We start from the raw sequence: 14432 nt of genomic DNA, 5'->3' as shown, positions 1-14432 counted from the left end.
CGTTTTCCCTGTTCTCCCTGCTCGTCCGGCACGCCGCCCTCGGGGGCGGCGCTCCTCCTCACGGCGCTCTCGCGCGGGGGGCCCGCGCGCGGGGCGCTCCTGCGCCGGGCGCTCACGCGAACTCGGCGGCGATGCGCTGCCGCCACGTCTCGTAGGCGGGCGCGAGGCCGTTCCTCCCCTGGGGAGGGTGCTCGGCGTCGTCCGGCAGCTGCTCGGCGCAGACCAGGGCGGCGCGCTCCGGGGTCGTCCCGCAGAACACCCGCGTGGCCATGCCGACGTGCGGCACCATCAGGTCGGCGCGGAGCCGCGCCTCGGCGCCGAACGCGCTGCCCTGCGCGAGGATCGGCCGGTGCCTCCCGGCGCGGTCGCGCAGCCGGACCAGCTCCTTCTCCTCGACCCCGCCCGCGTAGGTGGCGGCCAGGCCGACGCCGCCGTAGAGGTCGGCGCGGCGGTGCTCGGGGAAGCCCTCGACGGTGTCGGCGACGAGCTCGGCGTCGGTGCCGCACACGAACCACAGCGCGCGGCCGATGCCCTGGTCGATCACCCGGAGCGGGTAGCCGTCCGGTCCCGAGCGCGGCCACGGGAACGACGCCTCGCGGAACTGCTCGCGGACGTACCTGCCGGTGTGGAAGTACGCCTGGTGGAAGCCGTAGCCGTCCAGCACGAGCCAGCGCAGCAGCGGGTCGGGCGCGTGCAGCGTCCCCCACCGGAACCGGGGCAGCCGGGCCATCGCCCAGCCGATCCCCACGTAGGCCATGTAGACGTGCGGGGCGCCGGGGCCGGCGAGGAACTCCTCGGTCCGGCCTCCGCCGCCGAACGGCAGCCCGTCCAGGACGGCGAGACCCATCGTCGCGCCCTCGTAGGCGAACCCGCGGAAGCGCGTCGGCACCTGGTCGAGCCGTTCCTTCGCGGCGGCCGCCGAGGGCGCCTCCATCGCGCCCGCATAGCCGTCCAGGAAGGTCCCGCCTACCGTCTCCAGCAGGCCCCGCGCCTCAGGGTTCTTCACATGGAAACCGCGGACGTCGAGATGCGTCTCGGACTTCTTCGGCGTGAGAATCCGGCTGCGGAGCCTGCGCCACTGATTCGCCAAGATGTGCTCCCCGCTTCGGTGCCCGGTCGGGCTTTTCTCCGTACGAATCTGCACGTGTCGGGAACCCGGCGGCTACTTCGCGTGTGCTCCGCGGCCCCCTGGACGGAAAATGGCCCGGAAACGGCGAATGCCGTTCCCGGGCCACCCCGGCAATCTCAAAGAAAACAGGTCCAAAGAAATGCGCTCAGCCGGAGGCGGGCGCCGTTTCCAGTGCCTCGCGCACATTCCGGCGCCACCGCTCGTAGGCGGGCACGGCCCCGGCGGCCCCCGTCACCGCGGTGTCGTCGGCGAGGAGGACGGCCCGCTCGACCGGGAGCCCGGCGAGCCGTCCGGCGGCGGCCTCGGCGTGCTCGGGGACGAAACCGGAGTAGTGCCGGGCCTTGACCGCGAACACCGAGCCCTGCGCGAGTTCGGGCCAGTGCTCGCCCGCCTCGCGGCGGAGCGTGTCGTAGCCCGCGTCCCCGGTGCCGCCCGCGAAGGTCGCGGCGAGGCCGACGCCCGCCCACAGGTCGGCGTGCCGCTCGGGCGCGAACCCCCGGACGGCCGCCGCGACATCGCCGCAATTCCCGCCGCGAATGAACCAGAGCGCCCGTCCGATCCCCTGGTCGACCGCACGCGGGAAGTAGCCCGCGTCGCCTTCCCAGGGGTAGGCGGCGGGCCGTTCCTGCCGGTCGACCCACCGCTCGGTATGGAAATAGGCGAGGTCGAAGCCGTAGCCGTCCACGGCGAGCCAGGACATCTCGGGGTAGTAGCCGCCGTCCTCCGGCAGATTCGGCGCGATTTTGCGCCAGAGGACGCGCGGCAGCCGGGCCATCGCGAACCCGATGCCGATATAGGCGAGGAAGATGTGCGGACGTCCGGGCCCGAGCAGCAGGTCGCGGGTGCGGTGGCCGCGCCTCGGGCCCATCGCGTCGAGGACGGCGCAGGCCATCGTCGCCCCCTCGTACGCGAACCCGCGCTGCTCGGGATCGACGAGCGCGAGCCTGCGCTCCAGCTCCCAGGGGCTGCGCGGGTCGATCCCCCACTCGAACCCGCACACCACCGCCTGCGGAATGGCCTCCAGACGTTCGGTCGCCTCCGAGGGCGACACCGGGAACCCCCTCCCGGCGAAGCTCACCTTCTCGAGCGACGGCGCCAGCACGAGCCTGCGCAGCGAACCGATGACCGGCACGATGGCCTCCCCCTCCGCGACGGGTCCGTCACCCCATGCTGTGCCCCGGCCTCTCGCCCGGCTTCTCCCTGCTTGCCGTGTTCCCACCATCCCACGGGGATTCGGGCGCGCGAAATGCCGGCGGGGCCCGCTCAGCCGCCATGGCTGAACGGGCCCCGCGCGAGGTCATCGGCCTAGTGGTGCTTACCCTGCCCGATGACGGTGATGGTGTTGTCGGCGGAGCAGTCCCGCCGGGCCGCGTGTCCCTCCCCCGCACCGCAGTGCCAGGTGACCCGGTTCCTCATGGCGCCGGCCTTGCGCGCGAGGACGCTGTAGGTGACCGTGGCGTTCGCGCCGGAGGCCAGGTCACCGGCCCAGTGGAGCTTGGGCGCGCGGTAGGTGAGATGAGGGCTGCTGGCCTGGGCGGATCCGGCCATGAACTTCCCGCTGCCCGACACGCCGGACAGATCGTTGGTGAACTCGGCGTCGTGGTTGGGACGCGTACAGGTGTCGGTGACCCGGATCGTGTAGCGGACCCTCTGCCCGACGTGGACCTTGCTCCCCTCGGCGGCCATGTTCACCTTCACCTTGCCCACGCATGGCTCGGGCAGCCGCGGGTGATCGGTGATGGTGGCGGTGACCGAGTCGGACGTCGAGGACGGGCAGGTCCCGTCGCCCTGATAGCGGGCGATGATGTGGTGCGGCCCAGCGCGCAGCCCGCTGGTGTCGAAGGTCGCGGTGCCGACCTTGCCCAGTTCGCCGGTCTCGGTGGCGAGGCGGCCGGTCCCGATGACGCGGTCGCCGTCCAGGAAGGCCGCCGTCCCCTTCGGACGCGCTTCGTTGCAGGTCACGGTCGCGGCCAGGGTCACCTTGTGCCCGGGAACCGCCTGGACGGGCGCGGCGGTCAGCGCCGTCCCGGTGCTCCGCGGCTCGGTCAGCACCAACGTGTGGTCGCTGCCGACGTCGATGGCGGTCACCTTCCGTCCCTGCAGGACCATGAAGACCGGGGTCCGGCGGTTGGTCGTGCTGCCGTCACCCAGCTGCCCCGAGGTGTTGAGGCCCCAGGCCTGCACATGGCCGTGCTCGCCCACCGCGACGCCGCCGTTGGTGGCGGAGATCTGGACGGCGGTGGCGCCCTTGGCCAGGCGCACCTCACCCGGGGTGCGGCGGTCGGTGGTGGTGCCGTCCCCGAGCTGCCCGTACTGGTTCCGGCCCCACGACAGCACCCGGCCGCGCGAGGTCAGCACCATGCTGTGGTCCCAGCCGGCGGCGAGCTGGGTGACGGTGGCGCCCGCGGGCAGGCGCACCTGGACCGGGACGTGGCGCTCGGCGGTCGTGCCGTCCCCCAGCTTCCCGTAGCTGTTCTGTCCCCAGGCCAGCACGTGGCCGTCCGAGGTCAGCGCCAGGTTGTGGAACCGGCCCGCGCCGACCCGGGTGACGGTGGCGCCCGCGGGCAGGCGCACCTGGACCGGGACGCGGCGGTCGGTCGTGGTGCCGTCCCCGAGCTGGCCGCTGGCGTTGTGGCCCCAGGCCAGCACACGGCCGTCCGAGGTCAGCGCCAGGCTGTGAAGGTGCCCGGAGTAGACGTGGGTGGCGATGGCGCCTTCGGGCAGCATCGTCCGCACCGGGACGTTGCTGTCGACGACGCGGCCATCACCCAGCGCCCCCTGGCTGTTGCGGCCCCAGGCCAGCACGTGGCCGTCCGCCGTCAGCGCCAGCGCCTGGCTCCGTCCGGCGGAGACCTGGGTGACGCGGGCACCCCGGGGCAGAGCCACCCATACCGGGATGTTCCTCGGGGTGTTGGTGCCGTCCCCCAGCTGCCCGGAGTCGTTGGCCCCCGCGGACAGCACCCGGCCGTCCGAGGTCAGCCACAGGCTGAAGCCCTGACCGGCGGAGGCCTGGGTGACGGTGACGCCCGCGGGCAGGTGCGCCCGGACCGGGGTGGCGGCCCTCTTGGCGGCGCCGTCTCCCAGCGGCCCGGCGCTGTCGTCACCCGAGCCGAAGGCGAGGTCGGTGGGCGGGACCCCGGTGTTCGGACGGCGGTCCCCCGCCCCGAGGTCCCGGGTCGCGGCCGCCGCGCTGACCCCGGGCGCACACGTCACCGCCGCCAGCACGGCCATCAGGCCGGCCACCCCTGCCCGCCCCCGTCCCCGCGGCCGTCTCTCCGGCCGCCTGCGGGCGCCCTCCGCCCCGAACCTCACACCGACCCTCATCGCGCATTCCCCCTGATGACGCTCACTCGTGATGATCTCCGACGGTCCTACCAGGGAGATACCGGCCGTCACTGTCCGTGATTGCTCTGATCACCGAAAAATGTGGAGATCTTGATCCGGGGCGTGACGGGCCCCACCGGCCATGAACCGCGCGTTGAGGGTCGCCGCCCCCGAGCGGGAGGTCGGCGGCCCGTCCGGACGGCCGAAGTCTCCGGGGCGCGTTCACCGTGACGATGGAAGTCATGCATGTTCGAGACGAGAAGACACAGGTGGAACCCCCCGTCACGGCGTCCCGGCGGGTGTGGTGGACGCTCGCGGTGGTCAGCGCCGCGCAGCTCCTGGTGGTGCTGGACGGGACGATCGTGAACATCGCGCTGCCCTCGGCGCAGCGCGCCCTCGGAATATCGGACGGCGACCGCCCGTGGGCCGTCACCGCCTACGCGCTCGCCTTCGGCGGCCTCCTCCTGGTCGGCGGACGGGTCAGCGGGGCGCTCGGCCACCGGCGCGCGTTCCTGACCGGGCTGCTCGGCTTCGCCGCCGCGTCCGCGCTCGGCGGAGCCGCGCCGAACCCCGGGACGCTGTTCGCGGCGCGGGCCGTCCAGGGCGCGTTCGCCGCGCTGCTGGCCCCGGCCGGGCTCGCGCTGCTGACCACGACGTTCACCGGGCCGAAGGAGCGCGGACGGGCGTTCGGGGTGTTCGCGGCGGTCGGCGCGGCCGGGTCGGCGGTCGGCCTGATCGCGGGCGGCCTGCTGACCGAGTACGCGAGCTGGCGCTGGTGCCTGTACGTGAACGTCCCGCTCGCGCTGGCGGCCGCCGCCGGTGTCGCGGTCGTCCCGAAGGACCGTCCGCTCGGCGCGGGCCGCGGACGCCTGGACGTCGCCGGAGCGCTGCTCAGCCTGGGCGGATTCGCCGCGCTGGTCTACGGCTTCGCCCGAGCCGACGCCCGCGGCTGGGGCTCCGCCGAGGTCACCGGCCTCCTGGCGGGCGGCGCCGCGCTCCTGGTCGCGTTCGTCGCGGTCGAGTCCCGCGCGGCGCGGCCGCTGCTGCCGCCCCGGGTGCTGCGGCACCGGGTGCGCGCCGCGGCGTTCGTGGCGATCACGCTGCTGTTCGTGGCGATGTTCGGGTTCTACCTGTTCATGAGCTACTACACGCAGGCCGTCCTGGGCTACTCACCCGTCCGGGCCGGGCTGACGCTGCTGGTGAACGCGGTCGCGGCGCTGGTCGGGTCGACGCTGGTCGCCGGACGGCTGCACGGCCGCGTCCCGCCCGCGCTGGTCGTCGTCCCCGGCCTGCTCGCGGCGGCCGCCGGGGTGCTGATCCTGACCCGCCTGACCGTGGACGGCTCGCACGTGTTCACGCTCTACCTGCTGCCCGCGCTCGTCCTCACGGGCCTGGGCCTCGGCTGCGTCCTGCCGCCGACCGCGAGCCTCGCCACCGCGGGCATGGAGGGCCACGACATCGGCGCCGGCGCCGCCGCCTACAACGCGGCCCAGCAACTGGGGGCCGCGTTGGGCACGGCACTGCTCAACACGCTGGCGTCCAGCGCCGCCGCCTCGTACCTCGCGAGCCACCGGAACGCGCCGCAGGCGTCCTCGGTCCACGGCTACACCCACGCGCTGACGGTCGCGTTCGGCATCCTGCTGGCCGCCGCGTGCGTCACCGCCGCTCTATTCGCCACGCGGCGGCGGCCACTGGAACAGGGCGAGGGCCGCTAGTACGTTCCGCTAGTACGCAACGCGTGTGCGTTGCGGAGCCCTGCCCCGCGTCGGCCGACAGAGGAGCTGCCATGCGCAAGGTCACCGCCGGACTGATGATGACGCTCGACGGCGTGACGGACACGCCGTCCAATTGGTCCGGTCCGTACTTCGTGCCGGAGATGGGCGCGGCGATGGCCGAGGGGATCGCGAGCGCCGACGCGATCCTGCTCGGCCGCCGCACCTACCTCGAGTTCGCCGAGCTGTGGCCGCCGCAGGGCGACGGCAACCCGATGGCGGCGTTCCTGAACAACACGGCGAAGCACGTCGCGTCCGCGACGCTGGACAAGGTCGAGTGGAGCGGCTCGGAGCTGATCCGGGGCGATGTCGTCGAGGCCGTCCGGGAGTTGAAGGCACGGCCGGGGAAGAACATCCAGGTCCCGGGCAGCCCCCGGCTGGTGCGGTCGCTGCTGGCCGCCGGGGTGCTGGACGAGCTGTCCCTGATGATCTTCCCGGTCGTGCTCGGCTCCGGCCCGCGCCTGTTCGACGACGTCACCGACCGGATGGCGCTGGAGCTGACGGGGTCGGGCGCCTACAGCTCCGGCGTCATCAGCGCCCAGTACCGTCCGGCCCGCTGACCACGGCCGGACGAACCGCCGGCGGGGCCCGTCCAGCCACCGTGGCTGGACGGGCCCCGCCGGGGTTCGCCGGATCAGTGGTGCTTACTTGAAGCCGGGGAACCGGTGACCGTGATGCTTGTGGCCAGGACGCCCGGGGCGGTGATGCCCGGGGCCGACGACGACGAAGACGATGGTGGCGGCCGCGCACTCACCCCATTCCTGCCCGTCCCCGCCGTCCGCGTGCTGCTGCGGTGCCTCACAGTGCCAGGTCACCCGATTCCTCATGGCACCGATCCTGTGCGCGACCACGGTGTAGGTGATCGTCGCGGTCGCACCGGGAGCCAGGTCACCGACCCAATGGAGCAAGGGCCGGTGATAGGTCACATGACCGCTGGTGGCATGGAAGGACCCGACGAGCCGCCCACGGTGCAACACACCGGCCAGATCATCGGTGAACCCGGTGGCGTGCAGAGCCGACGCGCACAGGTTGGTGACACGGATCGCGTACCGGACCCTGCCCCCCACCTGAACCGTGACCGGCTCAGCGGACTTGGTCACCTCCAGCTTGCCCACACACGGCTCAGGCGGATGCTCGAAGATGTGGACGAAGACCGGCTCGGACTCCGAAGCCGGGCAGTTCGCGTCGCCGCCGTAGCGGGCGGTGATCTGGTGCGTCCCCAGACCCAGCTGGGTGGTGGTGAGGGTCGCGATGCCGTCGGGGACCACCCCGGCGGACCCGATCTCGGTGCCGTCGACCAGGAACACCACCGTGCCGGTCGGCGTCCCCCTGGCGCAGCTCACCGTCGCGGTCAGCCGCACCTCGTGCCCCGGAGCCGCATAGGTGGGCTCGGCGGCCAGCGTCGTGTCGCTCGTCCGCGGCTCGGCCAGCACCAGGGAGTGGTAGGCGCCGGGAGCGACCTCGGTCGCCGCCCGTGCCCCCAGCTCCATGTAAACCGGGGTACTGCGGCTCAGCACGGTGCCGTCCCCCAGCTCGCCGTCGCTGTTGGTGCCCCAGCCCAGCACATGACCGTGCGAGGTCACCGCCAGGTTCGAGTGGAAACCGGCGTCCATCTGGGTGATGGTGACGCCCTCGGGAAGCTGCACCGGAACCGGGGTGTGGCGGTTGGTGTACGTGTCGTCCCCCAGCTGCCCGTAGCCGTTGTGCCCCCAGGCCAGCATCCCGCCCTGCGAGGTCAACGCCAGACCGTGCTCGAACCCGGCGGCGATCTGGGTGACGGAAACCCCCTCGGGCACGTGCACCAGGACCGGGACGGTGCGGTTGGTGGTGGTGCCGTCCCCCACCTGCCCGGAGGAGTTGAAGCCCCAGCCCAGCACCTGGTGGTCCGAGGTCAGCGCCAGACTGGAGAAGCTGGTGGCCGCGACCTGCGTGACGGTGACGCCCGCGGGCAGCTGCGTCTGGACCGGGCGGGTGCGGGGCGTGGTGGTGGTGTTGTCCCCCAGCTGACCGTGGACGTTGTTGCCCCAGGCCAGGACCTGGCCGCCCGAGGTGACCGCCAGGACGTGGTTGGTCTTGGCGGCGACCTGGGTGACGTAGGCGCCCGCGGGCAGGTCCACATCGCCCGGGGTGTACCGGGTCGTCGTGGTGCCGTCACCCAGCTGACCGTTGTTGTTGTAGCCCCAGGACAGCACCCGGCCGTCCGCGGTGACCGCCAGGCTGACCCATCCGGCGGCGACGACCTGGGTGACGGTGACGCCCGGGGGCAGATGCGTCTCCACCGGGGTGTCGCTCGAGGTCGTGGTGCCGTCCCCGAGCTGGCCGTAGTTGTTGGCGCCCCAGGCCAGGACCCGGCCGTCCGACGTCAGGCCCAGGCTGTGGTACCACCCGGCGGAGACCTGGGTGAGGGCGACCCCCGCGGGCAGGTGCACCGGGCCTGGAATCGTGCGGTTGGTGGTGGTGCCGTCACCCAGCTGGCCGTTGTTGTTGTTGCCCGTGCCGAGAGCGAGATCGGTGGGCGGGGCGGCCGCGACCGGACGGCGGTCCGCCGCCGCCGGGCTCCCGGCCAGGCACGTCACCGCCATCAGCACGGCCGTCAGACCGGACAGCCACACCCGTCCCCGTCCGTCCGGCCATTTCCGGGGACCTGGTTCCCCGCCCCTCGCACCGACCCGCCACACCCTCATCGCACATCCCTCCGGTGATCGAATGATCACCGAAAGTAACAGCGGGTGCGGCCTGCCGTTACCACCGGAGCTCGCTTGATCGTCGAGAGTTGTGCAACGTTTGGTGGCGGCGCCCCCAGCCCACGTTCGCTAGGGCAGGACGAGCTGCCGGACGGCGTGACCCGCGGCCAGTGACTCCAGCGCGTGGTTGAGGTCGGCCAGCGGCAGGGTGCCGGAATGCAGCAGGTCCACCGGCATCCGGCCCGCGCGCCACAGGTCGATGAAGCGCGGGATGTCGCGGCGCGGCACCGCGTCGCCCATGTAGGAGCCGAGCAGCGACTTGCCCTCCCCGGCGAACGCGAGCGCCTGGACGGCGTCCAGCGTGCGGTCCGGGGCGGGCAGGCCGACGGACACGACCCTGCCGCCGCGGTCGACGGCGCGCAGGGCGTCCGCCATGACGGGCGCGGCGCCGACGGCCTCGACCGCGACGTCCGCGCCGCCGCCGGTGAGGTCGCGGATCGCGGCCTCCGCCTCGTCCGGGGCGAGGGCGTGGGACGCGCCGAGCCGCAGGGCCAGCTCGCGCTTGGCGGGCACCGGGTCCACGGCGATGATCGGGAAGGCCCCGGCCGCGGCCGCGCCGAGCACCGCCGACAGGCCGACGCCGCCGAGCCCGTACACAGCGACCGACTGCCCGGGACGGACCGCCGCCGTGTTCACGACCGCGCCCGCGCCCGTCAGGACGGCGCAGCCGAACAGCGCCGCCACCTCGAACGGCACGTCGTCCGGGATCGGCACGGCCGACTCCTCCGCGACGACCGCATACTGCGCGAACGCCGAGACGCCCAGATGGTGGTGGACGAGTTCGCCCGACGCGTCCCGCAGCAGGGACGGCCCGTGCAGCAGCGCGCCTGAACCGTTCGCCGCCGCCGCGTTCGCGCACAGGGCCGGACGGCCCTCGTCGCAGCGCCTGCAACGTCCGCAGCTCGGCACGAACACCAGGCAGACGTGCTGTCCCTCGGTCAGCCCGCGCACGCCCGGCCCGACCTGCTCGACGACGCCGACGGCCTCGTGGCCGAGCGCCATCGGCAGCGGACGGACCCGGTCGCCGTTCACGACCGACAGGTCGGAGTGGCACAGCCCGGCGGCGGCGACGCGGACGAGCACCTCTCCCCCGCGCGGCGCGCCGAGTTCGATCTCCTCGATGCCGAGCGGAGCGCTGTCGGAATAGGGCCGCGGCCGCGCGATGTCGCGCAGGACCGCGGCCGTCGTCCGCATCAGAGCTCTCCGCGCGGGTTCAGCCGGAACACCTCGCGGCTCTCCAACCTCGGGACGATCTGCCCGAGGACGATCCGCTGGAAGTGCTCGGTCTCGCAGTGCGCCTTGAAGGCGTCCTCCGAGTCGTACTCCTCGTACAGGACGACGAGCCGGTCGTCCTCGGAGCCGAGGTGGGCGCGGTAGACGCGGTTGCCCGGCTCCTTGCGGGACTCGTGGGCCATCTCGTCCAGGAGCGGGAGCAGGCCGTCCCGCTCACCCGGGGCGGCGAGGTAGCGGGCGACGACGACGAAGCTCATGACGTGCCTTTCTTGGTGGTGGCGGCCCCGGCCGTGCTCGCCGCGCTGACGAGGTCCGAGCGGCGGAGGCGCCAGAGCCGGGGGTCGGAGGTGGCCACGGCCGCCGCGCCCTGGGCGAGCGCGGCGGCCGCGTCGCGCTCGGTCTCGACGAAACCGGCGGCGACGTAGGGGCTGAGCAGGCGCTTGGCCTCGGGGTCGAGCCGCGCCGCGATCGGCGCGGGCATGACCTCGACCAGGTCGGGACGGCCGCGGGACACCGCGTCCAGGCTGCGCCGCAGGTTGGACCGGTCGGTGACGAAGACCTTCATCATCGTCAGCAGGTCCAGCGAGTGGCCCTTCTCGACCAGCGAGAGCCGGGTGCTCACGGCGCCCTGCGCGCCGTGGTCGCGCAGGAACTCCAGCGCGCCCCGGTCCTGGGCGAGACCGGGGCAGCTGTCCACGTTGACGAACACGGTCTTGTCCGCGCCGCGCAGGGTGGCGAGGACGCCGCCGAGCTGCCCGACGGCCACGTTCGCGAGGATGCACACGTGGGCCGGGGAGTCCACGAAGCCGCGCACCCGCTGGGTGCCGACGACCGAGCCGATCACCGGCGTCTCGTTGAGCGCGGCGGCGAGGCGGGGCAGCATCCGCGTGACGGCGGACGCGGCGGACGGCCTGCTGGAGTTCATGATCTTGCCCCCGTGGCGGGTGAGGTCAGTACGTCAGGACAGCGGTGACGTGCCGAAACGGCTGGGAAGTCCCAGCTTGCCAGGGTTGAGGATCCCGGCGGGGTCCAGGGCGTCCTTGACCGCGCGGAACGTCGCGAAGCCGGCGCCGAGCGCGTCCTCCATGTAGGGGCCGCGCAGGAGGCCGCAGCCGTGGTGGTGGCTGATCGCGCTGCCGTGCCGGATCAGGACGCCGTTCGCGGCGTCCCAGACCGCGCGGTACCACTCGCGGCGCTGGTCCGGGGCGACGTTCCCGCGCAGCGAGAAGTAGACGCAGGCGCCGTCGGTGTAGGCGTGCGACTGGTGCGCGGACGCGGCGAGGGTGCCCGGGACGCCCTGGATCGCGGCGACCACGTCGTCGTACACGGCCGGGAGGGCCGTCCAGGTCGCGGCCATCTCCAGGGTGTCGGCGACGAAGCCCGGCCCCGGCTTGAAGCCGTCGGCGGACTTGCCGACCAGCATCCGCTCGTCCAGCCAGCGCTCGAACACGGCCTTGCCGTCCAGCTCGGTGCCGCTGGTCTCGCGGCAGACGGCGTCGCTGATCCGCAGCCCGGCGTCGACGAGTTCGGGGTCGCCCTCGTCGGCGATGAGCAGCAGGTTCGTGTCCGGGTGCCCGAAGTGGACGCCGCTCTCCAGCGTGTCGTACAGCCGCAGGACGGCCGGGGTCGCGCCGCGCTGGAGGATCTTGCGGCAGGCGTCCAGGCCCTCCGCGAAGGTCTCGAACCCGAACGCGAGCGCGCTCGCGTACTCGGGCAGCGGGTGGACGCGCAGCCGCGCCGACACGATCACGCCGAGCGTGCCCTCGGACCCGACGAACAGCTGCCGCAGGTCCGGGCCGATCGCGGCGCGCGGGTAGTCGCCGTAGGTGGCGCGGGTGCCGTCGGCGTGCACGACGTCCACGCCGAGGACCATGTCCTCGATCTTGCCGTAACGGGTGGACAGCTGCCCGGCGCCGCGGCAGGCGATCCAGCCGCCGACCGTGGAGATCGCGAACGCGGACGGCCAGTGCCCGGTCGTCGCGCCGAACTCCTCCTGGAGCTGCTTCTCGAACAGGTCGCCGAACATGCCCGCCTGGACGTCGACGATCAGCGACTCCTTGTCGAAGGAGGTGATCTGGTTCAGCGCGCACAGGTCCAGGACGACGCCGCCGAAGACGGGCAGGGCCGCGCCGGTGACGTTGCTGCGTCCGGCGGACGGCGTGACCGGGATGCCGTTCTCGTGGCAGATCCGCAGGACGGCCGCGACCTGGTCGGCGTCGGCGGCCTCCACGACCACCGCGTCCGGGGTGGCGGGGCGCCCGTCGGTCTCGCCGATCATCGACCCGGCCCACCAGTCGCGGGTGCGGGTCACGATCTCGTCCCGCGCGGTGTGGACGGCCTTCGCCGCGCCGCGCAGGGCCTCGACCACGGCGTCCGGGACGGTCACGACCTCGCCCTGGAGCGCCGCCGGGCCGTCCCCGATCTCGGTGTTCCGGGCCCAGCGGGACGGGCTCGGCGCGCCCACGACGTAGTCGCCCCGGTTGAACGGGTGGGTGATCGTCTGACGGCTGATCATGCGGAGACTCCTTCGAGCAGGACGGACTTCTCGTGGGCGACGGCGGCGCGGTACTCCGCGACCTGCGCGTCGATCTGCTGGGGGGTGAGGCCGAGCTCGGCGCCGAGCAGCTCGCCGACGACCTGCGCGGCCTCGGCGGACGCGTCCCGGCCGAACAGCCGGGCACGGGTGCGGCGGGACAGCACGTCGTCCACCGACCGGGCCAGCTCGCAGCGGGCCGCGTACACGACCTCGGCCTTGGTGTAGGGCATCCCGGGGACGACGGGCCCGGCGAGCGAGGCGTCCTCGGCGATCAGGTCGTGCACGAACCGGGCCTCGGTGCCGTACCGCTCGCCCAGGTGCGCGGCGATCCCGCCGGACGCGGCGACCGCCTCGGCGTCGTAGCCCGCGCCGCCGAGCAGCGGCAGGTTCACGGTGCGGCTGCGGCCCTTGCGGCCGAGCACCTCCATGACCTTGTCCACGACCAGCTCGCCCATGTGGCGGCTGGTGGTGAGCTTGCCGCCGGTGACGGTGACCATGCCGGACGCGCCGACCGTGATCCGGTGGTCGCGGCTCATGTCGAGCGTCGCGCCCTCCTTGCCGCCGACCAGGGGGCGCAGCCCGGCGATGCTGCCGAGGACGTCGTCCGGGGTGAGGCGCACGTCGAACGCGGTGTTCGCGCCCGAAAGGAGGAAGTCCATCTCCTCCTTGGTGCACTGGACGTCCTCCAGCGACCCCTGGTAGTCCTCGTCGGTCGTCCCGAGGACGACCGCGTCGCCCCAGCGGGTGCAGGTCGCGCGGCGGGCCCGTCCGGGGATCGGGACGGTCACGGTGCAGTCGATGCGCAGCTTGCTCCACGGCACCACGATGTGGACGCCCTTCGCTGGCCTGACCTGCGGGGAGTGCCCGGCCTCGGCCATCGCGTCCAGGGTGTCGGTCCACACGCCGGTCGCGTTCACCACGGCCGACGCGCGGATCTCGAACTCCTCGCCGCCCGACACGACCCGCGCTCCGGTCGCCCGGCCGGACGCGTCCGTCGTGACGTTCTCGACCTTCGTCCCATTCAGGACGGCCGCGCCGAGCGCCGCCGCCGTCCGGACGATCGTCAGCGTCAGCCGGGCGTCGTCGGTGCGGCTGTCGTAGTACAGGAGCCCGCCGGTCAGCTGGTCGGCGCGCAGCGTCGGCGCGTGCGCGAGCACCTGGTTCACGGTGAGCCGCTGGTGCAGCTTGCCGATCCGCCAGCCGCCGAGCAGGTCATAGGTCCACAGCAGGCCCTCGAACGCCTTGGCCAGCCGCGGGTCGAACACGCCGTCCCGCTTGAGCAGAGGGAACAGGAAGGGCAGCCGCTGCACCAGGTGCGGCGCGTTCTTCCGGAACCGCTGCCGCTCCAGCAGCGAGTGCCGGACGAGCCCCAGATTGCCCTGCTCGATGTAGCGGAGTCCGCCGTGCACCATCTTGGACGACTTCGACGACGTGCCCGAGGCGAAGTCGTCCTTCTCGACCAGCGCGACCTTCAGCCCGCGCGACGCCGCGTCCAGCGCGGTGTACGCGCCGGTCACGCCGCCGCCGACGACCAGCAGGTCGAAGCGCTCGGCCGCCAGCCGGCGCCGTGTCGACGCGCGGTCCAGCGCCAGCGGGCGGGCTCGGGTGGCCGCCGCCTTCCGGCTCGGCCTGCGGGCGGGCATGGTGATCAAGGGACATCAACTCCTGGGTGGTTCACGGGTGCCGGGACGCTC

At 73.3% G+C, this 14432-nt stretch carries 11 protein-coding genes; 2 read left to right on the top strand and 9 right to left on the bottom strand.

Annotation, left to right across the window (positions count from 1 at the left end; translation table 11 throughout):
• Positions 1–112: 112 nt before the first annotated feature.
• From AB0L06_RS24150 to AB0L06_RS24140, 3 genes are all read right to left on the bottom strand, one after another.
• Positions 113–1090 carry a DUF1702 family protein gene (locus AB0L06_RS24150; RefSeq protein ID WP_500233330.1) on the bottom strand — a complete coding sequence of 326 codons (978 nt, stop codon included), beginning with the start codon at positions 1088–1090 and terminating at the stop codon, positions 113–115.
• Positions 1091–1274: 184 nt separating this feature from the next.
• The gene (locus AB0L06_RS24145) at positions 1275–2261 is read right to left on the bottom strand and encodes a DUF1702 family protein (protein ID WP_500233329.1); all 987 of its coding nucleotides are present in this window, start codon (positions 2259–2261) and stop codon (positions 1275–1277) included.
• 173 nt (positions 2262–2434) lie between these two features.
• The gene (locus AB0L06_RS24140) at positions 2435–4360 is read right to left on the bottom strand and encodes an RCC1 domain-containing protein (protein ID WP_500233328.1); all 1926 of its coding nucleotides are present in this window, start codon (positions 4358–4360) and stop codon (positions 2435–2437) included.
• Between the two features lie 362 nt (positions 4361–4722).
• On the opposite strand from AB0L06_RS24140, the gene AB0L06_RS24135 reads away from it, so the two are divergent.
• Together AB0L06_RS24135 and AB0L06_RS24130 are read left to right on the top strand one after the other, a co-directional pair.
• Positions 4723–6168, top strand: coding sequence for an MFS transporter (locus tag AB0L06_RS24135; protein WP_500233327.1), 1446 nt, complete (start codon positions 4723–4725; stop codon positions 6166–6168).
• A 71-nt stretch (positions 6169–6239) separates the two neighbouring features.
• Positions 6240–6785 carry a dihydrofolate reductase family protein gene (locus AB0L06_RS24130; protein ID WP_500233326.1) on the top strand — a complete coding sequence of 182 codons (546 nt, stop codon included), beginning with the start codon at positions 6240–6242 and terminating at the stop codon, positions 6783–6785.
• An 84-nt stretch (positions 6786–6869) separates the two neighbouring features.
• Here the strand turns inward: AB0L06_RS24130 and AB0L06_RS24125 are convergent, their stop codons facing one another.
• From AB0L06_RS24125 to AB0L06_RS24100, 6 genes are all read right to left on the bottom strand, one after another.
• The gene (locus AB0L06_RS24125; RefSeq protein ID WP_500233325.1) at positions 6870–8837 is read right to left on the bottom strand and encodes an RCC1 domain-containing protein; all 1968 of its coding nucleotides are present in this window, start codon (positions 8835–8837) and stop codon (positions 6870–6872) included.
• Between the two features lie 201 nt (positions 8838–9038).
• A complete protein-coding gene (locus tag AB0L06_RS24120) occupies positions 9039–10163 on the bottom strand; it encodes a zinc-binding dehydrogenase (protein WP_500233324.1) in 1125 nt (374 codons plus the stop codon).
• Positions 10163–10459: a putative quinol monooxygenase gene (locus tag AB0L06_RS24115; RefSeq protein WP_500233323.1), complete on the bottom strand. Its 297-nt coding sequence runs from the start codon at positions 10457–10459 to the stop codon at positions 10163–10165. The genes AB0L06_RS24120 and AB0L06_RS24115 overlap by 1 nt, the downstream gene beginning before the upstream one ends.
• Positions 10456–11127 carry a glycerol-3-phosphate responsive antiterminator gene (locus AB0L06_RS24110; protein ID WP_500233322.1) on the bottom strand — a complete coding sequence of 224 codons (672 nt, stop codon included), beginning with the start codon at positions 11125–11127 and terminating at the stop codon, positions 10456–10458. The genes AB0L06_RS24115 and AB0L06_RS24110 overlap by 4 nt, the downstream gene beginning before the upstream one ends.
• Positions 11128–11160: 33 nt before the next feature.
• On the bottom strand, positions 11161–12717 hold the full coding sequence (locus AB0L06_RS24105; protein ID WP_500233321.1) for an FAD-binding oxidoreductase: 1557 nt from the start codon (positions 12715–12717) through the stop codon (positions 11161–11163).
• Positions 12714–14381, bottom strand: a complete 1668-nt coding sequence (locus AB0L06_RS24100; RefSeq protein WP_500233538.1) for a glycerol-3-phosphate dehydrogenase/oxidase — start codon at positions 14379–14381, stop codon at positions 12714–12716. Before AB0L06_RS24100 ends, AB0L06_RS24105 begins: the two co-directional genes overlap by 4 nt.
• Between the last annotated feature and the right edge of the window lie 51 nt (positions 14382–14432).

Origin of the sequence: Spirillospora sp. NPDC052269 (assembly GCF_040679435.1) — a bacterium.
In the GTDB taxonomy this organism is placed as follows: Bacteria; Actinomycetota; Actinomycetes; order Streptosporangiales; family Streptosporangiaceae; genus Spirillospora.
Note: the sequence above shows the minus strand (reverse complement) of the source record. Positions and strands in the feature narration are given on the sequence as shown.

Coding starts and splice junctions, on each gene's coding strand:
- AB0L06_RS24130 (WP_500233326.1), top strand. CDS start 6,240: ATGCGCAAGGTCACCGCCGGACTGATGATGACGCTCGACGGCGTGACG.
- AB0L06_RS24100 (WP_500233538.1), bottom strand. CDS start 14,381: ATGCCCGCCCGCAGGCCGAGCCGGAAGGCGGCGGCCACCCGAGCCCGC.
- AB0L06_RS24120 (WP_500233324.1), bottom strand. CDS start 10,163: ATGCGGACGACGGCCGCGGTCCTGCGCGACATCGCGCGGCCGCGGCCC.
- AB0L06_RS24105 (WP_500233321.1), bottom strand. CDS start 12,717: ATGATCAGCCGTCAGACGATCACCCACCCGTTCAACCGGGGCGACTAC.
- AB0L06_RS24115 (WP_500233323.1), bottom strand. CDS start 10,459: ATGAGCTTCGTCGTCGTCGCCCGCTACCTCGCCGCCCCGGGTGAGCGG.
- AB0L06_RS24140 (WP_500233328.1), bottom strand. CDS start 4,360: ATGGCCGTGCTGGCGGCGGTGACGTGTGCGCCCGGGGTCAGCGCGGCG.
- AB0L06_RS24110 (WP_500233322.1), bottom strand. CDS start 11,127: ATGAACTCCAGCAGGCCGTCCGCCGCGTCCGCCGTCACGCGGATGCTG.